20 protein-coding genes are annotated in these 21,362 nt (G+C 64.6%); 11 read left to right on the top strand and 9 right to left on the bottom strand.

Going from position 1 to position 21,362, the window contains the following annotated elements:
- Positions 1–2 precede the first annotated feature (2 nt).
- From ACRARG_RS05285 to ACRARG_RS05270, 4 genes are all read left to right on the top strand, one after another.
- Entirely contained in the window at positions 3–815 is an 813-nt protein-coding gene (locus ACRARG_RS05285) for an ABC transporter permease (RefSeq protein WP_432688947.1), read from the top strand.
- Positions 812–1,618 (top strand): ATP-binding cassette domain-containing protein, encoded by an 807-nt coding sequence (locus ACRARG_RS05280; protein ID WP_432688946.1) that lies wholly within the window; start codon positions 812–814, stop codon positions 1,616–1,618. The genes ACRARG_RS05285 and ACRARG_RS05280 overlap by 4 nt, the downstream gene beginning before the upstream one ends.
- Before the next feature lie 92 nt (positions 1,619–1,710).
- Positions 1,711–2,976, top strand: a complete 1,266-nt coding sequence (locus tag ACRARG_RS05275) for an agmatinase family protein (RefSeq protein WP_432688945.1) — start codon at positions 1,711–1,713, stop codon at positions 2,974–2,976.
- A gap of 82 nt (positions 2,977–3,058) precedes the next feature.
- The gene (locus tag ACRARG_RS05270) at positions 3,059–3,523 is read left to right on the top strand and encodes a hypothetical protein (protein WP_432688944.1); all 465 of its coding nucleotides are present in this window, start codon (positions 3,059–3,061) and stop codon (positions 3,521–3,523) included.
- Positions 3,524–3,761: 238 nt separating this feature from the next.
- Here ACRARG_RS05270 and ACRARG_RS05265 read toward each other — a convergent pair whose 3' ends face one another.
- The 3 genes from ACRARG_RS05265 to ACRARG_RS05255 are packed head-to-tail and all read right to left on the bottom strand — an operon-like array spanning position 3,762 to position 6,267.
- Positions 3,762–4,478 carry a glutathione S-transferase family protein gene (locus tag ACRARG_RS05265; protein ID WP_432688943.1) on the bottom strand — a complete coding sequence of 239 codons (717 nt, stop codon included), beginning with the start codon at positions 4,476–4,478 and terminating at the stop codon, positions 3,762–3,764.
- Positions 4,478–5,287, bottom strand: coding sequence for an enoyl-CoA hydratase-related protein (locus ACRARG_RS05260; protein ID WP_432688942.1), 810 nt, complete (start codon positions 5,285–5,287; stop codon positions 4,478–4,480). Before ACRARG_RS05260 ends, ACRARG_RS05265 begins: the two co-directional genes overlap by 1 nt.
- Positions 5,288–5,301: 14 nt before the next feature.
- Entirely contained in the window at positions 5,302–6,267 is a 966-nt protein-coding gene (locus ACRARG_RS05255) for a quinone oxidoreductase family protein (protein ID WP_432688941.1), read from the bottom strand.
- A gap of 166 nt (positions 6,268–6,433) precedes the next feature.
- Between ACRARG_RS05255 and ACRARG_RS05250 the strand changes: the two genes are divergently transcribed.
- The 6 genes from ACRARG_RS05250 to ACRARG_RS05225 all read left to right on the top strand — a co-directional run bounded on the left by ACRARG_RS05250 (position 6,434) and on the right by ACRARG_RS05225 (position 13,039).
- Positions 6,434–7,093, top strand: a complete 660-nt coding sequence (locus tag ACRARG_RS05250) for a GntR family transcriptional regulator (RefSeq protein ID WP_432688940.1) — start codon at positions 6,434–6,436, stop codon at positions 7,091–7,093.
- Between the two features lie 97 nt (positions 7,094–7,190).
- Positions 7,191–8,234, top strand: a complete 1,044-nt coding sequence (locus ACRARG_RS05245; RefSeq protein WP_432688939.1) for an ABC transporter substrate-binding protein — start codon at positions 7,191–7,193, stop codon at positions 8,232–8,234.
- A complete protein-coding gene (locus ACRARG_RS05240) occupies positions 8,234–9,955 on the top strand; it encodes an ABC transporter permease (protein WP_432688938.1) in 1,722 nt (573 codons plus the stop codon). Before ACRARG_RS05245 ends, ACRARG_RS05240 begins: the two co-directional genes overlap by 1 nt.
- Positions 9,956–9,957: 2 nt before the next feature.
- Positions 9,958–11,046, top strand: coding sequence for an ABC transporter ATP-binding protein (locus ACRARG_RS05235; protein WP_432688937.1), 1,089 nt, complete (start codon positions 9,958–9,960; stop codon positions 11,044–11,046).
- Positions 11,043–12,212, top strand: a complete 1,170-nt coding sequence (locus tag ACRARG_RS05230; protein WP_432688936.1) for a CaiB/BaiF CoA transferase family protein — start codon at positions 11,043–11,045, stop codon at positions 12,210–12,212. Before ACRARG_RS05235 ends, ACRARG_RS05230 begins: the two co-directional genes overlap by 4 nt.
- Positions 12,209–13,039 (top strand): enoyl-CoA hydratase, encoded by an 831-nt coding sequence (locus tag ACRARG_RS05225; RefSeq protein ID WP_432688935.1) that lies wholly within the window; start codon positions 12,209–12,211, stop codon positions 13,037–13,039. The genes ACRARG_RS05230 and ACRARG_RS05225 overlap by 4 nt, the downstream gene beginning before the upstream one ends.
- Positions 13,040–13,391: 352 nt before the next feature.
- Here the strand turns inward: ACRARG_RS05225 and ACRARG_RS05220 are convergent, their stop codons facing one another.
- Genes ACRARG_RS05220 through ACRARG_RS05195 form a run of 6 tightly spaced genes read right to left on the bottom strand, consistent with a single transcriptional unit; the run spans position 13,392 to position 20,468 of the window.
- A complete protein-coding gene (locus ACRARG_RS05220) occupies positions 13,392–14,981 on the bottom strand; it encodes a gamma-glutamyltransferase family protein (RefSeq protein WP_432688934.1) in 1,590 nt (529 codons plus the stop codon).
- A 13-nt stretch (positions 14,982–14,994) separates the two neighbouring features.
- Positions 14,995–16,071 (bottom strand): oligopeptide/dipeptide ABC transporter ATP-binding protein, encoded by a 1,077-nt coding sequence (locus ACRARG_RS05215; protein ID WP_432688933.1) that lies wholly within the window; start codon positions 16,069–16,071, stop codon positions 14,995–14,997.
- Positions 16,068–17,042 carry an ABC transporter ATP-binding protein gene (locus tag ACRARG_RS05210; protein ID WP_432688932.1) on the bottom strand — a complete coding sequence of 325 codons (975 nt, stop codon included), beginning with the start codon at positions 17,040–17,042 and terminating at the stop codon, positions 16,068–16,070. Before ACRARG_RS05210 ends, ACRARG_RS05215 begins: the two co-directional genes overlap by 4 nt.
- A complete protein-coding gene (locus ACRARG_RS05205) occupies positions 17,039–17,914 on the bottom strand; it encodes an ABC transporter permease (protein WP_432688931.1) in 876 nt (291 codons plus the stop codon). Before ACRARG_RS05205 ends, ACRARG_RS05210 begins: the two co-directional genes overlap by 4 nt.
- Positions 17,911–18,861, bottom strand: coding sequence for an ABC transporter permease (locus ACRARG_RS05200; RefSeq protein WP_432688930.1), 951 nt, complete (start codon positions 18,859–18,861; stop codon positions 17,911–17,913). Before ACRARG_RS05200 ends, ACRARG_RS05205 begins: the two co-directional genes overlap by 4 nt.
- Positions 18,861–20,468, bottom strand: a complete 1,608-nt coding sequence (locus tag ACRARG_RS05195) for an ABC transporter substrate-binding protein (RefSeq protein ID WP_432688929.1) — start codon at positions 20,466–20,468, stop codon at positions 18,861–18,863. Before ACRARG_RS05195 ends, ACRARG_RS05200 begins: the two co-directional genes overlap by 1 nt.
- Before the next feature lie 219 nt (positions 20,469–20,687).
- Between ACRARG_RS05195 and ACRARG_RS05190 the strand changes: the two genes are divergently transcribed.
- The gene (locus ACRARG_RS05190; protein ID WP_432688928.1) at positions 20,688–21,329 is read left to right on the top strand and encodes a GntR family transcriptional regulator; all 642 of its coding nucleotides are present in this window, start codon (positions 20,688–20,690) and stop codon (positions 21,327–21,329) included.
- Positions 21,330–21,362: the final 33 nt, after the last annotated feature.

Here is a 21,362-nt window from a genome sequence, read left to right as displayed (position 1 = left end):
CCATGCGACTGATCAACCGGATCCCCGCCCGCCCGCTCGCCGTGATCCTCGCGGCGCTGCCCTTCGTGCTTGTGCTCGTGGCCTATGCCGTGGGATCGGAGATCCGGCTGGCCGCGAACCCGGCGGACAAGCTCCTGCCGGCGCTGAGCACCATTCAGGACACCGCCGCGCGGCTTTTCACCGAAGGCGACCGGCGGTCGGGCGAGATCCTGCTCTGGCAGGACACATGGGCCTCGCTGCGCCGTCTGCTGAGCGGCGTGGCGATTGCCGCCGCCACCTCCCTGCTGATCGGCATGGTGGTGGGGCTGCTGCCGCTTTTCCGCTCGACCCTCTCGGGCTTTGTCGCGGTGCTGTCGATGGTGCCGCCGCTGGCGCTGCTGCCGATCCTCTTTATCGTCTTCGGGCTGGGAGAGACCTCAAAGATCGTGCTGATCGTCATCGGCATCACGCCCTTCATGACCCGCGACCTGGCGCAAAGGGTGCTGGAGATCCCGCATGAACAGCTGGTCAAGGCACAGACCCTCGGCGCGTCGTCACTGGTGATCGCGCTGCGCGTGGCCCTGCCGCAGGTCCTGCCGCGCCTGATCTCCAACATCCGGCTCTCGCTCGGCTCCGCCTGGCTGTTCCTGATCGCGGCAGAGGCGGTGGCGGCCGATGTGGGGCTCGGCTACCGGATCTTCCTCGTCCGCCGCTACCTCGCCATGGATGTGATCCTGACCTATGTCATCTGGATCACTTTGCTGGCCTTCCTGCTCGACTGGGCGCTGAAACAGCTCTCCCGTCGCGCCTTCCCGTGGATGGAGGCGGGCCTATGAGTTTCGTTCAGGTCCGCAACGTCTGGCAGGCCTATGGCGGCCGGTCGATCATCGAACGCGTCAACCTCGACGTGGCCGAGGGGGAATTCGTGTCGATCGTCGGCGCCTCCGGCTGCGGCAAGTCGACCTTCCTGCGGCTGCTTCTGGCCGATGAACGCCCGGTGAAAGGCGAGATCACGGTCGACGGCGGCGCAGTCGCGGTGGAGCCGGGGCGCGAACGCGGTGTCGTCTTCCAGCGCTATTCGGTTTTCCCGCATCTGACCGTGCGCGACAATATCATTGCGGGCGAGGGGTTTGCGACCCGCCTTGGCTGGCTGACCGGTGCCGCGCGCCGTGCGGCCGGCGAACGGGCGGATGCCATGCTCCAGCGGATCGGGCTGAACCATGTGGCGGGCCAATATCCCGCGTCGCTCTCGGGCGGGATGCAGCAGCGGCTGGCCATCGGGCAGGCGCTGACCGCGCGGCCCCGCGTCCTGCTGCTGGATGAACCCTTCGGCGCGCTTGACCCGGGCACGCGGGTGCAGATGCACGAATTCCTGACAGAGCTGCGGAACGAGACGCTGATGACCGTCTTCATGGTCTCCCACGATCTGGAAGAGGCCTTCAAGCTGGGCGACCGCGTCCTCGTCTTCGACAAGCCGAAATGGGACCCGCAGGATCCGGGCCTTTACGGCGCAACGATTACCTACGATTTTGACGCGCGGGACGGCGGCATGCCGTTCCAGCGTATCCTCGACAGGCACCCCTCGCTCTCTGCCCGGGTGGCGGAACCTGAACCGCCGGTTCCCGAGCCCGCGATCTGACCCATACCCACGCGCGCCGCCGGGCCCCGCGCGTGGGACAGCCAAGGCCCGGACCCTATCCGCCCCGTTGGGCGACCGATTAGGAGACAGCGATGTTTTCTGAGCTTCACCGCAGCCGTTCCCCGCAGAGCCCGCAGGCGCGGGCCGCCCGCCACGCCGCGCGCGATCAGCGGCCCCACCACCCGGACCTCACCAAGCTTGCCGGCTGGAAGGCCATGCGCAAGGAGGCCGAGCTGCCCGAGGGCCGTTGGGCCGAGGAACGCGCCTGGGCGCTGCGCATGGGCCTCACTGGCGCCGACAGCATCGACGATAAGTCCATCCCGACCTTCGCGCGGGGCGAGCTGCCGCATTACGCCGGCATCAACACTTTCCTCAAGGCGCCCTATACGGAGGATGTGACGGAGGTCGGCTATTACGATGCGACCGTGCTGGGCATCCCCTTTGACGGCGGCACCACCTACCGTCCCGGCACGCGGTTCGGGCCGCAGGGGGTGCGCAAGATTTCCGCCCTCTATACGCCCTATAACTACGAGGTTGGGGTCGATCTGCGGGAACAGATGACGCTCTGCGATGCGGGTGATGTCTTCACGATTCCCGCCAATATCGAGAAGAGCTTCGACCAGATCAGCCGGGCGGTGAGCCATGTGTTCAGCTCCGGCTCCCTGCCGATCATGATCGGGGGCGACCATTCCATCGGCTTTCCCTGTGTGCGTGGCATCGCCGAATGTACGTCGAAGAAGATCGGGATCATCCATTTCGACCGCCATGCCGATATCCAGGAAAAGGACCTGGACGAGCGGATGCATACGACGCCCTGGTTCCATTCGACGAACCTGCCCAATGTGCCCGCGAAGAACCTCGTGCAGATTGGCATCGGCGGCTGGCAGGTTCCGCGCGAGGCGGTGAAGATCGCCCGCGAGCGCGAGACCAATATCATCACCATGGGCGATATGGAGAAGATGGGCATCGACAAGACCGTCGAAATGGCGCTGGAGATGGCCTGGGACGGGGTCGACATGGTCTATATGTCGTTCGATATCGACAGCATCGACTGCGGATTTGTCCCCGGCACCGGCTGGCCGGAACCCGGCGGCTTCCTGCCGCGGGAGGCGCTGGCGCTGGCGTCGAAAGTCGCGGCGGAAGGCATCTGCGGGATGGAGCTTGTTGAGGTCTCCCCGCCCTATGACACCTCGGACATCACCGCGCTGATGGGCACGCGGGTCATCGTCGACGTGCTGGGCGCGATGGTGTCGAACGGCACGCTGGGCAAGCACCGGCAGCATATCGACAAGCCCGTCTCGATCCCGCATGGCGAATTTGAAGGCAAGCGCTGGTCGAATGAGACCAAGCATTTCTGAGCCCGGGAGCGAGCGGAGGGGGCGAGGGGCGCTGCCCCTCGCGCTCCCCGGAGTATTTCTGCCAAGATGAAGGACAGGCGTCATGCCGCATGATCACGGCCCGCAGGGGCACCATCACCACCACGACCACCCGCATCCCCATCCGCACGACCATAACCATAGCCAGGACGCCGAGCATCTGCATTCGCATATGCATGAGCATGACGAGGCGGCCGATCTGCAGGTTCTTGCCGCGCAGTTCATCGATGGCTTCGTGCAGGCCAAGGACAAGACGAGTTACCTCAAGCTGGCCGGGGTGCCGTTTGAACGGCCCGGGCAGGGCGGTTCGAAGGCGCTGAAGCTGGTGGATGTGGAGCTGACCACCGACTGGCAGGTGGGCACGGCCTCCCCCAGCTTTGGCTCGCGGGAGCTGAGCTATCTGCCGTTCCCCGGCGAGATGGTGCGCGAGCGGACCAATATGAGCCTGATCTATGTTTCGATGGATGAGAAATCCGTCTTGGATCTGCGCGATTTTCTGGCCGGGCGGAAGCGAGATATCGAAGGCTGAGGCGGTTGGTGCGCTGGGCGCGGCGCATGTCAGGGGCAGCGCCTCAGGGAATGACCGAAGTGGACCTAGCGCTGTTGGGCCGGGGCGGGGGCGCGTCGGGCCGGGCGAGGGGTATCCCGTGTCTTGCCCGTAGGGCCGGCAGATCGCGACATGTGCTCCACAGGCCCTGCAAAGCCCGGCTTAGGGCGCCGCTGGCCGGGCTGACGAAAGCCAGGGGCGGGGGCAGGATCGTGGCGGGCTATGCCAGAAACGGTCCGAAGTCGGCCCTGGCATAGGCGGGGCGCCGGGTCAGGGCCTGCCACCAGCTGGCGCAGTTGGGGCGGGTTTCGAAGGCATCGGGGGCGATTTCCTCTTCGATGCGGCGGACGAAGGGGGCGGTGGCGATATCGGCCAGCCCGTAGCGCCCCCCGATCAGCGCGTCGTTTTCGATCATGCCCTCCATCTGGTCCAGCATGGCCAGCAGGGCGCGGCGCGAGTCATCCAGTTCGGCCTCCGTATAGGGATTGCGGGCGGCGCGGCGCCAGGCCTCCTTGCGCTCTTCCGATGGGACGGATTTCAGCATCTCCTCGAACTCTGCCTCGGTCATCCGTGCCGCGCCGGCGGCCATGCCGTGGCGCCAGTTGAACCGGATGAGGTTGGAGATCAGCCCGTCGACATAGCGCACCCAGTTGCGCATCTGCGCAAGGTCATAAGGGTCCGCGGGCCGTAGTGGCGGCTCGGGCCGGATGGCATCGAGATATTCGCAGATCGTGCTGCTTTCGTGCAGCGCCCTGCCATCATGCACAAGCGTCGGCACCACGCCCATGGGATTGATCCTGAGATAGGCGGGGCTGTGCTGCTCCTGGACCGCAAGGTTGATGACATGGCCCTCATAGCTCAGCCCCTTTTCTTCCAGAAAGAGGCGCAGGCGGCGCGAGGCGCTGGATTTGGGCGCGTGATAGAGGACCAGAGACATCAGCGCCCCTCGAACCGGGGGGCGCGCTTTTCGCGGAAGGCATCGCGGCCTTCGCGGAAGTCGCGGCTGTCCTTGCAGGCGATGCCCAGAGCGGCGATGCGGTCGGGATCGCGCCGGTCAGGGTCGGCGAGGATATCCGCCACGGTCTGTTTGGTGGCGCTGATGGACATCGGGGCATTGGCGGCGATTCTCTTGGCCATCTCCATCGCGGCGGTCCAGAGCTCCTCCGGCGGGTAGAGATGTTCCACGAGGCCCCAGGCCAGTGCGGTGTCCGCGTCGATGCGATCGCCCAGGTACAGCAGCCGCCGCGTGCGGGCGGGACCGATGGTCTCGACCAGCCCGCGCAGCCCGTCCGTGCCGTAGGAGAGGCCCAGCCTGGCCGCCGGGACACCAAAGCTGGAGCCGGTGGCGGCGAGGCGGAAATCACAGTTGAGCGCCGTCATCAGCCCGCCTCCGATGCAATAGCCGTGGATCACGGCAATGGTCGGGATCGGGCAGACAGAGAGGATACGCTGGCGGTCGATGAAATCCGTGCCGGTCGGGCGGGGGCCGTCAAAGCCGGAGACGTCGGCGCCGGATATGAAGGCCTTGCCACCGATGCCGGTAAGGAGGAGGGCCCGGGCGCCGGCATCCTCTGCCGCGGCAAGCGCATCCACCAGACCGGCGGTTGCCGGTTCGTCCAGCGCATTGTGCTTTTGCGGGATCTGGACGGCGACCACGGCGACCCTGTCTGCAATGCGAAAGCCGATGCGGCCCTCGGCAAAGGTGCGGTCGGGGTGCCAGTTCGGGGGGAAGGGGGTCTGCGACATTGGGGGGCCTCCGTTCACGGTTTCAGAATTATCGGGGCAGTGGTCACGCGCCCTTCCAGCTGGCGGTGCGCCTCTGCCGCCTGAGACAGGGGCAGGATCGCGCCAATCGGGGTGCGAATGTCGGGATCGGCAAGAAATGTGAAGGTCGCACCGGCGGCGGCGCGGGCCTCTTCGGGGTCGGCAATCCAGCTGCGCAGGGTGGGGCGGGTGACGATGATCGACTTGGAATGCAGCAGCTGAAGGTCGAAGGCCCCGACATTGCCGGAGGCCGTGCCATAGCTGATGACCATGCCGCGCGGGCGGATACAGTCGAGCGATGCGCGGAAAGCCGATTTTCCGATGCCGTCATAGATGACGTCGGCGCCGGTTCCGTCCGTCAGCTCCATGACCCGGGCCGCGAAATCTTCGGTGTTGTAGTTGATCGCCGCATCATAGCCAAAGCTTCTGGCGATCTGCATCTTTTCGTCCGATCCGACCGTTCCGATCATCCGGGCGCCAAGTTTCCGGCCCCATTGCCCCAGGAGGATCCCCATGCCGCCGGCGGCCGCATGCACCAGCGCGGTCTTGCCGGGACCCAGAGGGTAGAGCCGCCGCACCAGATATTCGGCTGTCAGGCCGCGCAGCAGATACCCCCCCGCAACCTCGTCCGACAGGGCATCGGGCAGCGGGAACAGCCGGGCGGCGGGCATGACCGTATGTTCGGCATAGCTGGCGGGACCGATATAGCCGACACGGGCACCGACAGGGGGGGAGGACACATCCGGCCCGACCTCCTCCACGATGCCAACGGCCATATGGCCCATGACGATGGGCATCGGTTTGGCGGAATGCGGCCCGCCGTGATCGCCTTCGCGTTCGTAGATATCGGCATAGTTCACGCCGCAGGCGGTGTTCCGGATCAGCGCCTCGCCTGATTTCAGCGGCGGCAGCTCTGTCTCTTCGAGTGTCAGAACATCGGGCCCGCCGTGCTGTCTAATCATTATAGCTTTTGTTTTCAATGTATTGCCCTCTCTCCCCTGCCGGGGTGTCCTGCGTTCCCCGACTCTAGGTGAGCATAAAACCACTTAATGAATATATACAATCTCTTTACGTATACGTAGAATCAAGCAATGAATACGTGAAAGCGGAGGGAATGCCTTGGGGCGTGTGAGCGAAACAGTGCGGCGGAAACTGGAGCGGGATATCGCGTCAGGCGTGCTGCGACCGGGCGATTCGATTGATGAGAAATCGCTTGCCGCGCGGTTCGAGATCTCCCGGACCCCGGCGCGGGAGGCGATCATGCAGCTGGCCGCGTCAGGGATTGTCGAGATCCGGCCGCGCCATGGCGCCGTTGTGGTGTCCATCGGTGCGGAAGAGGCGGTCGCGATGATGGAAACCCTCGCCATGCTGGAGGCAGAGGCGGCCGGTCTGGCCGCGCATCGCATGCCGCAGGACGAAAAGGCGAATATGGCGCGGATCCATCAGGACAGCGCGGAAAGCGCGGCCAGTCTCGACAGTCTGGCCTATATCAAGCTGAACCGGCAGTTCCATGACACGATCTACGTCGGAGCCAGGAATGACTATCTGCGCAGTCTGATCATCCAGACCCGCAAACGTATGACGTTTTACCATTCATCCAGCCTTTACCAGAAATCCCGGATCGAACGGTCCTGGGACGAACATGGCAAAGTGGTCGCCGCGATCACGGCGGGCGAGGTCGAGGCGGCCCGCGACGCGATGCGCGATCACATCCTGTCGGGCGGCCGGGTCTATGCGGATCTGGTGGCCGCGCTGAAACAGCCGGAGAGGGCGGCGGCGACGACATAACAGTTTGGCCGAGCCGGGTCCGCAGGGAGAGGGCCCGCTCGCTATGGCTGCAGGGGGATGCGGTCCGGTGACAGAGTTCTTAGGGAGGAGACTACACATGAAACGCAGAACATTTCTGATGGCATCTGCCGCAACGGCGGCGCTGCTGCCTGTCGGGGTACAGGCTGCCAGCCATATGAGCGACGACATCGCCGCCTTGTATGAAAAGGCGCAGCCGGAGGGGGAGGTCACCTGGTATGTGGTGCCGATGGATAGCGAAACCGCCGAACGCTGCGGTCAGCTGTTCACCAGCCTCTATCCGGGGATCAAGGTCAATGTGGTGCGCTCGACGGCAACGGTCGCCTTCCAGCGTCTGAACCAGGATCTGGATACCGGCGTGGCGAATTGCGACGTTCTGACCACCTCGAACATCGCCCATGCCGAAGACCTGAAAGGCCGCGATCTGCTGACCGGCTACAGCCCGATCCGAAAGGAAGAGGTTCTGCCGGCGTTTCAGGGCATCGATCCCGACGACACCTATCATGTCACAACCGCGGGCCCGATGGGGATCGTCTATAATACCGCCGAAGTGTCGGAGGCGGATGCGCCAACGAACTGGCCGGATCTGCTGGACCCGAAATGGAAGGGCAAGCTGGCGATCGGCCATCCGGGCTTTTCCGGCTATGTCGGTATCTGGGCGGTCAAGATGCGGGAGCTTTACGGCTGGGAATTCTTTGAGAAACTGGTCGATCAGGAGCCCTATATCGGCCGGTCCTCCATCGACGTGGTGACAACCACCGCTGCGGGCGAAACCGTGGTGGGGGCAGGGCCCACGACATCGGCGCTGATCTCGGCCGAGAAGGGCAACCCGATGGCCATGAAGGCCCCGACCGATGGTCTGGTCGTGATCACCTCGCCGTCGTGCATTCTGAAGAATGCGCCGCATCCCGAGGCCGCGAAACTCTTTCTGGAGTTCCTGATGGGCACGGAAATCGCGGAGCTGACGGCGGAGAATTTCTCCACTCCGATCCGGGGGGACGTCAAGGTGCGCGAGGGGGTCGTGCCGCTGAGCGAGGTCAAGGTCATCACCGCGAGCAAGGATCAGATCATCTCCGAGGTCAGTGAGACCGCAGAGATGTTCCGCGATACGTTCGGCATCTGATGGTGCAGGTCGCCGACACCGAAAAGGAGGCGCGCGTCGGTTGGCGCGTGCCCCGTTTCGACTGGACGATCGCGGTGTTCGCGCTGATCGCGATCCTGCTGGTGGTGCTGATCGTCAGCCCGCTGTCGCGGCTGGTGATCGAAAGCTTCACCGACCCCGACACCGGCGGGTTCACCCTGCAGAATTTCGTCGATGTGTTTACCCGCAAACGCTACATGACGGCCTATTGGCAGACGTTGCAGCTGGCGGGCGTGACGGTTCTGATGTCGGTTTTCATGGCGCTGCCGATGGCCTTTGCCGTGTCGCGTACCGATACGCCGGGCAGGGGGCTTATGTATTTTGCCGTGCTTGGGGCGTTCATCGTGCCGCCGTTTCTGGGGGCCATCGGATGGATCCTGCTGGCCGGTCCCAATGCCGGCTGGATCAATCAGATATGGGAGAGCCTGACCGGATCGGAAGAGCCGCTGTTCAACATCTTCTCGATGTGGGGGCTGGCCTTTGTGATCGCGCTGAATGTCTTTCCGCTGATCTTCATCTTTGCGACCTCGGCGCTGGACCTCATTTCGTCGGAGATGGAGGAGGCCGCGGCGATCCATGGCGCGGGTCCCATGCGGGCGACCTGGCTGATCACCCTGCCGCTGGCGCTGCCGGCGATCCTTGGCGCGTCGATGCTGGTGTTTCTTGAGACGATCGCGCTTTACGGGACGCCCGCGCTGATCGCCATTCCGGCCCGGTTCAACGTGGCCACGACCCAGCTGACGACCTTTTTCGAGTATCCGGCCAAGATCGAACTGGCGATGGCGTTTTCTGTGCCCATGGTGCTGATTACAATTGTGCTGCTGATTGCGCAGCGTCTGATGTTGCGCGGTGGCACGGTTGCCGTCAGCGGCAAAGGCGGCGCGCGGGAGCCGATGAAGATCGGGCGCTGGAAATGGCTGTTCCTTGGCCATGGCATTGCCGTTGCCCTGCTGGCCGTGGTGCTGCCGGCCTTCATTCTGATCACCACGTCGTTTTCCATCGCCTGGGCCAAGCCCTTCGGTTTCGACAATATGACCCTGGCCAATTACCGCGAGATCCTGTTCGAGCAGCAGACGGTGCGGGATGCGCTGTGGAACACCTATACGATCTCGCTGTCGGGCGCGACGCTCTGCACGGCGCTTGGGTTTGTGATTGCTTACATGGTGATCCGCAAGCTGGTGCCGATGGCTGCCGTGATCGCCTTTCTGACGGTGTCGCCGGTGGCGGTGCCGGGGATCGTTCTGGCGATCTGCTTTTACGCCGCCTATGCCGGGCCGCCGCTGTCGCTTTACGGATCCTCGACGCTGATTGTCATCGCCTTCGTGACGCGGTTCCTGCCGATTGCCTTTGTCTCCTGCGCCTCGGGCGTGCGGTCGATGAATCCTGAGCTGGAGGAGGCGGTGCGCATCCACGGCGGGGGGCGGTTCCGCGCGCTGGCCGAGGTGGTCGCGCCGGTGCTGAAGAAATCGCTTCTGGGTGTCTGGATCCTGGTCTTCGTCATCTGCTCGCGAGAGCTGTCGACGGCGATGTTCCTGTCCTCCTACCAGAACCGCGTGATCTCGATCCTGACGCTCGATCTGAGCGAACAGGGGGAATACGAAATGCTGGCGGCCATGGGGGTTGTCCTGCTGGTCATCACCACGGCGGTGGTTGCCGTGGGCATCCGGTTCCTGGGCCGTGACTTCATGCTGCGAAGGAATTGACGATGACGACCCTGCAACTCAAGGGGCTGAGCAAAGCCTATGGTCCGTTCAAGGCGGTGGATGACCTGTCGCTGACCCTGCGGGACGGCGAATTCCTGTCGCTGCTGGGCCCGTCGGGCTGCGGCAAGACCACGACGCTGCGCATGATCGCCGGGTTCATCACGCCGACCGAGGGGACGATCCTGCTGGACGGGCAGGAGATTTCGTCGCCTTCCGGCGTGGTGCCGCCGGAAAAGCGGCAGATGTCGATGATCTTCCAGTCCTACGCGATCTGGCCCAACATGACCGTGGCGCAGAATGTGGGCTTTGGTCTGCGGATGAAAAAGCTGCCCAAGGAGGAGATTGCCCGGCAGGTGGCCGAGGTGCTGCGCGTCGTGCAGCTGGATCACCTTGCGGGCCGATATCCGGCAGAGCTCTCGGGCGGGCAGCAGCAGCGGGTGGCGCTGGCGCGGGCCGTTGCCCTGCAGCCCAAGGTGATGCTGCTGGACGAGCCGCTGTCGAACCTCGACGCCAATCTGCGCGAGGATATGCGGAGCGAGATCAAGCGCATGCATCTGGAATACGGGATCACCACGGTCTACGTGACGCATGACCAGTCCGAGGCGATGGCGATCTCTGACCGGATTGCGGTGATCAACGCGGGCCGGATCGAACAGATCGAGGCGCCGCATGCGCTCTATTCCCGGCCCCGGACCCGGTTTGCGGCGGAATTCATCGGGCGGACCAATCTGATCGAGGGGCGCAGGCAGGCCGGCAAGATGGTCTTTGACGGATTCGAGGCGCCGTCGCCGGGCGGGGCGGACGGGCCTTTGCTGGCCTCCGTCCGGCCGCAGAACCTGCGCCTTCTGGTGCGGGCGGGGGCACCTGCTCCGGAAGAGCCGGGTGTGTTGTATCTGCCCGGCCGGGTGGCCGAGCGGATTTTCCTTGGCGAGCGCTGGGATTATGGCCTGTCGCTGGAGAGCGGGCAAAGCCTGCGCGCGGCCGGGCCTCCGGAGGAGGATTTCCCCGAAGGCTCTGAGGTCTGGATTGCCTTGCCCACGGCCGCCGTCATCCCGGTCGAAGAGGAACCGCTGCGTGAGGCTGCGGAATGACCGGGCTGCCGTTTGATCGTTTCACCGTCCTTGATCTGACGCGCATCCGGTCGGGCCCGACGTGTGTCAAGCAGTTCGCGGACTGGGGCGCCAATGTCATCAAGATCGAGCCGCCCGAGGATGCGGCGGGCTATGGCAATCGCGACAGTTCCGATTTCCAGAACCTGCACCGCAACAAGCGCAGCCTGACGCTGGACCTCAAGACCCCCGAGGGGCAGGAGGTGCTGGGCAGGCTGGTCGACCGCGCGGATGTGCTGGTCGAGAATTTCCGCCCCGGCGTGCAGAAACGCATCGGGGTAGACTGGGAGACGCTGCATGCGCGCAATCCGCGTCTGGTGGTCGGGTCGATTTCCGGTTTCGGGCAGACCGGGCCCTATGCGGAACGGCCGGGGTTTGACCAGGTGGCGCAGGGGATGGGCGGGTTGATGTCGATCACCGGCCTGCCGGGGCAGGGGCCGGTGCGGGCGGGCATTCCGGTGGCCGACCTGACGGCGGGGCTGTTCTGTGCGCTGGGGATCACCATGGCTCTGCTTGACCGGGATCGTACCGGCAAGGGCCAGTGGATCCAGTCGAGCCTGCTTCAGGCCCAGATCGCGATGCTGGATTTTCAGGCGACGCGCTGGCTGATCGACGGAATGGTGCCGCAGCAGGCGGGCAATGATCACCCCACAGCCGTGCCCATGGGGGTTTATCCGACCGCTGACGGGGCGATGAACATCGCGGTGAATGGCGCGCGGATGTGGCAGGATTTCTGCCGGGTCATCGGGCGCCCCGATCTGGTCGATGACCCGGCCTATTGCGGCCCGCGTGAGAGGCTGGCCAATCGCGACCGGCTGAATGCCATCCTGCACGAGATCACGCGCACATGGTCGTCGCAGGCGCTGACCGAGGCGCTGCTGGATACCGGCATCCCCTGTGGTCCGATCAATTCCATCGACCGGGTCTTCGAAGACCCGCAGGTCCGCCATCTGCCCATCGTGGTCGAGGTGGATCATCCGACCCGCGGGCGCCAGCATCTGCTGGGCCAGCCGTTCCAGGTCGACGGGCTTGAATGTGAAATACGGACCGCCACGCCCGAAGCGGGCGAACATACCGAAGAGATCCTCGCCGAATTGGGCTATACGACGGGAGAGATCAAAACATTTCGTGAGAAGAACATCGCATGAGCAAGCTTGAAAAAATCGTCCCCGAAGCCGAGGCCGACGGCTATGCGCCCACCATCCGGATCGAGGTGAGGGACGGCGTCGGCTGGATGATCTTCGCCAATCCGAAACGCCGCAATGCGGTGACCTATACGATGTGGCGGCAAATCCCGGCGGCGCTGGATGATCTTGCTGCGGACGACGACGTGCGGGTTGTTGCGCTGCGGGGGGAGGGCGAGGCGTCGTTCATCTCGGGTGCCGATATCTCGGAATTCGCGACCAGGCGTTCCACACCAGATCAGGTCGCGGAATACGACCGCGTCGGGACAGAGGCCCATGCCGCCATTGTCGCCTGTCCGAAGCCGACGGTTGCCGTGATCCGCACGTGGTGTGTCGGCGGCGGCGTGGCGACGGCCCTTGGCTGCGACCTGCGCATCGCCTCAGAGGATACGCGCTTTGCCGTTCCGGCCGCGCGGCTCGGGCTGGGGTATCGTTATTCGGGCATCAAGGCGCTTGTCGATGTGGTGGGGCCCGCCAATGCCCGCGAGATCTTCTTTACCGCGCGCAAATACCCGGCAGACGAGGCGCTGCGCATGGGGCTGATCAACAGAACCTTTGCGGCCGAGGGGTTCGATGCGGCGGCGCAGGCCTATCTGGAAGAGATCGCGGGCAACGCACCTCTGACCATTGCGGCGGCCAAAATGGCGATCCGTGCCGTCGGGCAGGATCCGGATCAGCGCGATATTGCGGCCATCACCGAGGCCGTGCAGACCTGTTTCGACAGCGAGGACTACCGCGAAGGCCGGGCGGCCTTTGCCGAGAAACGCCCGCCCCGGTTCCGCGGGCGCTGAGCCGGAGCCGAGGGCGGCGCCGGGCGTCGTCCCGGCCTGTGCTGGCGTTCCGGTGTCGCATATTGGCGCTGCGATTGGAGCCTGCGAAGCAGATGGTCGTGATGTCGCTGGCTGGCGTGCGCTTGCCAATTCCCTGTCGCTGTTTATCGACCTGCGCGATGCCGCGTAATGCGCCACCGTACATCTGCTCCTCTGAAAAGGCGGTGTTCTGACATCAGCCTGTTCCCAGAACGACAATCAGATGAGGCGGCAGCGCCTGGTCACATGCTGCGTCTTGCGCCGATATCCTGAACGGGCGGCACGCCGCCGTTCACGGCGCTTGCGCATGTCCTCAGGATAGCGGTGACATCGGTCAGAACCCGAGGGCCATCCCGTCCTTGCGGGTATCGCTGGCGCCGGTGAGCAGGCCGGTTTCGGGGCTTAGGTGGATCGCCTGGCTGCCGCCGATCGGGCTGGTCTGCAACGCCAGTTTGTGGCCGCGCGCGGCGAGGTCGCTGCGGGCCTCTTCCGAAACGCCCGGCTCGATCTGAAGCTCACCGTCATGGGCAAAGCTCCGGGGCGCATCCATCGCCTGTTGCAGGTCCATGCCGCAATCCAGCACGCCAGAGAGGAAGGCTGCGTGGCCCGCGGCCTGATATTGCCCCCCCATCACACCGAAGGGCATGACCGGGACACCGTCCTTGCACAGCATTCCGGGAATGATCGTGTGCATCGGGCGTTTCTTGGGGCCGATCGCGTTCGGGTGGCCCTCGATCAGGCGGAAGGATGCCCCGCGCGAATGGAAGAGCACGCCTGTCGCGGGGTCGAGCCGGGTCGATCCGAAGCCGTGAAAGATCGAGTTGATGAAGCTGAGCGCATTGCCGTCGCGGTCCACCACGCAGAGGTAGATCGTGTCCTTGTGCTCCGGCTCGTCCCAGAGCGTGGGCGGCAGGGCACGGGACATGTCGATGCGCGCGGCCAGCGTATCGACGACCTCGTCCGACAGCAGCGTCTCGGTCACGCCCGGGCAGGCGGCGGGGTCACCAATGAGTGCGTCGCGGTGGTGATAGCCCAGCTTGGTCGCCTCGGCATGAAGGTGGATGCGGTCGGCTTCGGACAGGCCGCGTCCCATGTCGAACTTGGACAGGATGCGCAGGATCAGCAGCGCGGCAAGGCCCTGACCGTTGGGCGGGCATTCATGGACCTCGTGGCCCCCGTAAGGCGTCGAAATCGGGGTGGTCCAATGTGCCTGATCCCGGGCCTCGTTGAAATCCTCCTCGGTATGCAGACCGCCGAGCGTGCGAAGGTGCGCGGCCATGCGCGCGGCCGTCTCGCCTTCGTAAAAGCCCGCCGCCCCCTTGGCCGCAATCTCGCGCAGGCGCAGGGCCAGCAGCGGCTGCGCAACCATCTGGCCGGTGACCGGCGCCTTGCCGTCCCGCAGGAACAGCTTGGCGGCATGTTCGTCGCCGCCGATGATCGCGGCATTGGCGGCCCAGTCCATCGCGACGCGCGGCGTCACAGGGAACCCCTGTTCGGCGTAATGGATCGCACGGGCGAACAGCCGGTCCATGGGAAGCGTGCCGTGATCTGCATGCAGACGGCACCAGGCCGAGATCGCGCCGGGAATGGTCACCGCATGCGGGCTGGTCTGGGGGATCTCGTCGGTGAGGCCGGCCGCCTTCAGCGCCTCGACAGTAGCTGCGGCGGGCGCACGTCCCGACCCGTTCAGCGCCTTCACCGGCCCGTTCTTGGGCGCATAGAGGGCAAAGCAGTCGCCGCCGATGCCGGTCATCAGCGGGTCAACCACGCATTGCACGGCAACCGCCGCCAGCGCCGCATCGACAGCCGTGCCGCCGGCGGCAAGGATATCAAGGCCCGCCGCAGTGGACAGCGGATGCGAGGTGGCGATCATTGCCTGAGAGGCAAGCGTGCTGGGGCGTCGGGCGGAAAAGAAGTCGAACATATCGGTGGTCCTGTCAGTCTGGCCTGTGTTTCCGGGCAGTGTGATCCTGGCCGGGGGGCGCAATCGGAGGCGCGCCCGCGGTTGTGAGCGGATGCAGGCAGGCGACTGCCCGCCCGGCACCCTGTCGTCCAAGTTGCGGATCGCGCTGCCGGCAATCCGGTTGAGCTGCCGGGCAACGCGTGGAGAAGCGGCAGCCCCGCGGCAGATCAAGGGGGCTGGGGATTTCGCCGGGCAGCGGTTCCGGCAGCGGTTCGAAGAACTGCGGTGCTGCGGCGCGCAGTGCGGCGGAATAGGGATGCGCGGGGGCATTGAGAACGGCGTCGGTCGGTCCGGTTTCGACGATACGGCCAAGGTACATGATCGCGATCTCTTCGCACAGATAGCTTGCGACGCCAAGGTCATGGGTAATGAAAACCAGCGTCAGCCCCATGTCGCGCTGCAGCCCCCGCAACAGCGTCAGCAGTTGTGCTTGGGTCGAGACGTCGAGGCCCGACACCGCCTCGTCAGCCACCAGCACAGTGGGTTCCGACGCCAGGGCACGGGCGATGGCAACGCGGCGGACCTGTCCACCTGACAGACCGGTGGGATAGCGCTCGGCCGCGTCCTGCGGCAGGCCCACGCGCGCCAGCAGCTGGGCGACACGCTCGGCTTCCTGCGACCGGGGCACGATCCCGAAATGCCGCAGCGGTTCGGCGATCAGCGCGCCGACCGTCATGCGCGGGTCGAGCGAGCCGCGCGCGTCCTGATAGACCATCGCCACGTCACGGGCAAAATGGGTGCCGCGGGCGCGGGTTTCCCGGATCGGCCGCGCACGGTAGAGCGCGCGGCCGCCGCTGGGGGCATCTAGCCCCAGCAGCACGCGCAGCAATGTCGACTTGCCCGAACCGCTTTCCCCCACCAGCGCCAGCGAGGCGCCCTGATTGATGGTCAGCCGCACGCCGTCGAGGGCCCGCAGCCCCACGGTTTCACGACTAAGCAGGCTGCGCCCGGGTTTCGGCACCGGAAACACCTGTTCGACCTCGATCAGTTCGAAGACCGGCGGCACCGGGGCGGGCTCTGTCGTCCGGGGGGCGGGGGGCGGCATGATCATTCCGGGTTCCAGCAGGCAAAATGATGGTCGAGCGGGCCTGACGCCCCGGGTCGCGCGGGCTCAACCGGAGGCGCCTCCGTCCAGCAGCGGGGCAGGGCCCGCGGGCAGCGCGTGGCAAAGCGGCAGCCTGCGGGCATCTGGCTGTGCGGGGGCACTGTACCTTCCGGCGCGGCCACCTCGCCTGTGCCGATTTCCAGAACGCAGGATTTGAGCTGCCGCGTATACGGGTGGCGGTGGTTATCGAGGACATCCCGTGCCGGCCCGGATTCGACCACCTGCCCGGCATAAAGCACGACAATGCGGTCGCAGGCCTGACTGGCAAGCGCGAGATCATGGAGCACGAAGATGCAGCTCGCCCCCCGCGCGCGCGTTTGCGACAGGATCAGCCGGACGATCTGTGCCTGAATGGTGACATCGAGCGCGGAGGTCGGCTCGTCCGCCAGCAGCAGGTCGGGATTGCCGGCAAGTGCGATCGCCACCATGACACGCTGCTGCATCCCGCCGGACAGCTGATGCGGATAGGCGGACAGGCGGCCTTCGGGGTCATTGATCCCGACCGATCTGAACAGCTCCACTGCCCTTGTCCGGGCCTCGGCCTTTGTCAGGCTGAGCGTGCGGCGCAGCGTGGTCGTCAGTTGCTTGCCCACGGTGTAGGCGGGGTTCAGCGCGGCGCCCGCATCTTGAAAGATCATGCCAAGGCGGCGGCCCCGCAGCTTGACCATGCGCCGTTCGGGCAGCGTCAGCAGGTCGCCCTCGCCGTCGAGTTCCGCCGTGCCCTCGACCGTCGCGCTGTCGAGCAGCCGCATGAGTGCGGTCGCGACCGTCGACTTGCCTGCGCCGCTTTCGCCGACCAGCGCCAGCGTCTCTCCCTGTCCGACCGACAGGCTCACCCGGTCGAGGATTTTCGCCGTGCCGCGATGAACGGTCAGCCCTTCGAGCGTCAGAAGCGGTTGCGACGTTATGTCCTTCATGCGCCTTTCCGCAGCTTGGGGTCGAACTCTTCGCGGATGCCGTCGCCCACGATGGACAACGCGATCAGCAGCAATGCCAGGGCAAAGCCGGGCATGGCCGACATCCAGGGCGCAAAGCTGACGAAATCGCGCCCCTCCGCAATCATCAGGCCCCAGTCAGGGGTGGGCGGGGTCACGCCGATGCCCAGGAAGGACAGGGAGGAGGATACGAGGATCGCCTCGGAAATGCGGATCGTGACCTGGACTGCCAGCGGAAAGATGACATTGGGCAGGATGTGGCGCCAGATCACCCTGAGGTACGGGATCGACATCAGCTGTGCCGCCTCGACAAAAAGCTGCACGCGGACCTGCATGACATCGGCGCGCACGGTGCGGGCAAAGGGCCCGATCATCGACAGGCCCACGGCGATCACGACCTTGTCGACCCCCTGACCGAGAATGGCGATGAAGGCCACGGCAAGGATCAGCGAGGGCAGCGCAAGGATGGCATCGATCAGCCGCATGAGCGCCCATTCCGGCCAGCCGCCCGACAGCCCGGCAGCCAGCCCGATTACCAGACCGCCGGCAGCACCGATGAGCACCGACACGAAGCCGATGATCAGCGCATATCGCGCCCCGTAGATCACCCGCGACAGGATGTCCTGACCATAGCTGTCGGTGCCCAGCGGATGTACGGCGGAGGGCGCTTGCATCATCACATTGAAGTCCTGCAGCACCGGGTCAAAGGGCGCAACCTGCGGTGCAAAGCTCGCGGCGAGCACATAGGATGCGGCGACCATCAGTGCGACGGTGAAGAACGGCCGGCGGAGAAAGATCGATCTGCGGCCGCGCCCGGCGGGACGGCTCACGGCGCCGGTGGTCTGAATGGTCATTTGCGCGCCCTCAGACGGGGGTCGAGAAACGGATAGGAGAGGTCGACCAGCAGGTTCACCACGATGAACAGCGTGGCGGTCACCATGACGCCCGCCTGCACGACCAGATATTCGCGCCCCAGCACGGCAGAGGTCAGCATCTGGCCGATCCCGGGCAGGTTAAAAACGGTTTCGGTCAGGACGGTCCCCTGCAGCAGCGTGCCAAGCTGAAGGCCAAGGATGGTGACAAGCGGCATGGCGATGTTGCGCACCCCATGTACCCAGACCACGCGCCAGCTTGGCTCGCCCCGCGCCCGGGCGGCGGCGATATAGGGCTGCTCCATCACCTCGATGAGCGTGGCGCGGGTCAGCCGGGTGATCATGGCGATGAAATAGGTCGACAGCGTGAGGCCGGGCAGGATCATGTGATAGATGCCGGTCCAGAAGTCCTCCCAAGGAGAGACGTAGCCCATCACCGGGAAAAGCTGGAGCTTTACCGCAAAGAACCAGATCAGCAGGATCCCCAGCAGGAAGGATGGAAAGGCGGTACCGGTCAGCGCCAGCACCGCCGATCCCGCGTCATAGGCCGTGTCTTTTTTGACCGCAGAGAGCACGCCAAGCGGCACGCCGATCAGGATCGCGAAGGCCAGCGAAAAGGAGGCGAGCGTCAGCGTGACGGGCAGTGCCTCTGTGACGGCAAAGGTAAAAATCTCGGTTCGCGCGACATAGGACGTGCCCCAGTCGCCCTGCACGAACCGCATTGCCCAGTCCGCGTATTGCACGAGGAAAGGTTGATCGAGCCCGAGTTCCGCCGTCAGCGACTCGTAGCTTTCTTTGGAATATTCAGCGCCCAGCATGATCTGGACCGGATCGCCCGGCGCCAGCTTCAGAAGTCCGAAGCTGGCCACCGAGACGATGATCAGAACGACGATCGTCTGCGCGATCTTTCCCATCGCCTGAAGAAGCATTAACCGATGCTCACCGTGTGCAGGTTCACCAGGTCGGCGGGGATGTAGTTGAACCCCTTCACCTTGGTCGAGAACACTTTGTAAATGGGCATATGCGCCATGACGGCGATGCCCGCCTCGTCCATCAGCAGATCCTCGGCCTTGTAGTACAGCTCTCGCCGTTCAGCAGGATCGAGCACGACCTGCGCCTGAGCACAGAGCGAGTCGAATTCGGTGTTGATCCAGCCGCCGAAATTCCAGGCGCCATCCGACCGAAACTCGGGATAGAGCGTCTCGTCGGGGTCGAGGTCCGCCACCCATTCGAAATCGTAGAGGTCGAAGTCGGATTCGTTCCGGCGTTTCAGCCAGGTTGCAGGTTCGACCAGTTCGAGGTTCGCCTTGATGCCGATCTGGGCCAGCATCGGTGCGACGGTCTGCGCGATACGGGTGCCCACGGGGCCACGTTCGGCCATCACATAGGTCACTTCGACCTCGCCCTGGTTGGCGGCCTTGGCCCGGAACTCCTTGGCCTTTTCCAGATCAAACCACTGGCCGCGCCCGCTCGTCGCGATATCCGGGTCGAAGAAGTCGGTCATCGGCGGGGAAATCGGGGTGAAGGCCTTTTGTGCCCGGCCGAAATAGGCCTGTTTCACGATGGCATCCCGGTCAAGCGCCCAGGCCACCGCGCGGCGCAGGTTGATGTCGTCGAACGGCGCGCGTTTGCAGTTCATTCCGACGAAGGTGTAGTTGCCCTCGATCTCGCCATAGAGGTTGGCCCCCGGGAAGGCATCAACCTGATCGACCAGCTGCATGGGGCAGTCGGTCATGCCGTCGATCTGTCCGGCCAGAAGCGCGGCCAGCGCGGTCGAGGCCTCGTTCATCAGGATGAAGGTCGCGCGTTCCAGCTTGGGCAGGCCCGGTTCGAAATAATCGGGGTTGGCCTCCAGTTCGATGGAGTCGTTTTCCTTCCAGGACACGAATTTGAAGGGGCCGGTGCCGACCGGATTGCGGCCGTAGTCGATCCCGTATTTCTGCACGGCGGCCGGGCTGACGATGGTGCCGGCACGTCCGGTGGAGCCGTTCAGCGCCACGGGAAGGAACGCATAGGGTTTCGAGAAGGTCAGCTTGATGGTCAGCGGGTCGATGATGTCGATCGTATCCAGCAACGCAAGCTTCCAGGCATGCGGCGATTTGGGCTCGCCTTCCTTGACGCGCAGAAGCGAGAATTTGACCGCCTCGGCGTCGCAGGGCGTGCCGTCGTGGAATTTCACGCCGTCGCGCAGTTTGAACACATGCGTCTTGTCGTCTTCGAGGTCCCAGCTTTCCGCCAGATCCGGCTCGAATGTCACGTTGGTCCCGTCATAGGAGATCTTGAGCAGGCCGTTATGGATATTGTTGATGATCTGGATCGCGGACAGGAACCCGGTGAAATGCGGATCCAGCGTATCGACCACCTTGATCGAGGCGATCTTGATGTGACCGCTCTGCTGTGCCCGGGCGAGCGTCGGCATACCGCCTGATGCTGCCGCGGTCAGAAGACCGGCCCCCATTCCCTTGAGGATGGTTCTGCGTCCAAATCGCGCCGAGAGCTTTTCGGCGAGGACCTTCTTGTGGTCGATCTCTTTCATGTGTCGTCTCTCCTGTTGGCATGGTCTCCTCCCCTATTTTCAATGAGGCCAGCGCGCTTCAGCGGTTCCGATCCATCCCGGATTGGCCGGAAGGGACTGATTTCGAGGCGTTTTTGGATGATTCCTCCCGTTTCCATCCTGGACTGGTGAATTCAGGTTGAAACGACATGTATACATAAGCAAGATAAAAGTGCACCAAACGGCGAAGGCCAGCGACTGATGACTATTCGGACAGCAGAAAACATCCTCGAGACGCTGATCGACGAGATCGTGGCGGGACGAATGGGCCCGGGAGAACCGCTGATAGAGCAGGCCCTGGCCGAGCAATTCGGCGTGTCGCGCACCCCCGTGCGCGAGGCGCTGCACAGGCTGGAACAGGCAAGCCTGGCCGAACGCGGTGCCCGGCGGGCCTTTGTCGTGCGCCGACTTGCACCAGAGGACCTTTCCGAGCTGTTCGAGGCGGCAGGTGAGGTGGAAAGCGGGTTGGCAGCCCTTGCAGCCAACCGGATGAGCGAGATCGAACGGCGCAAGTTGCTGGCCATCGTCGAAGAGGGGGATGCCTGCGAAGACCCTGAACTTTACAGTGAAATAAACGCGCGCTTTCACGACACCATCAAATCCGGCGCCCGCAATGCGATCCTGTCCGCAACTCTGGACGAGCTGAACCTGCGTACGCTCGGCTGGCGGACTGCGAACTTTCACGAAGACACAACCCGTCTTGTGTCTTCCCGTGCCGAGCACCGCACCATAGCCGATGCAATTGCCGAACAGGATGCCGAGACCACGCGACGGCTGATGCGCTCTCATGTGGCGTCGTCCTTCGTCGTTCTGGCTGATGTCCTGGCGCGGCGCAGACCCTGACGCCGGGAGACGGACCGAACTGAACCGATGGAA

Source organism: Pseudooceanicola profundi (genome assembly GCF_050897955.1).
In the GTDB taxonomy this organism is placed as follows: domain Bacteria; phylum Pseudomonadota; class Alphaproteobacteria; order Rhodobacterales; family Rhodobacteraceae; genus Pseudooceanicola.
The sequence above is the reverse complement of the archived record's forward strand: the minus strand, read 5'-3'. Positions and strand labels throughout refer to the sequence as shown.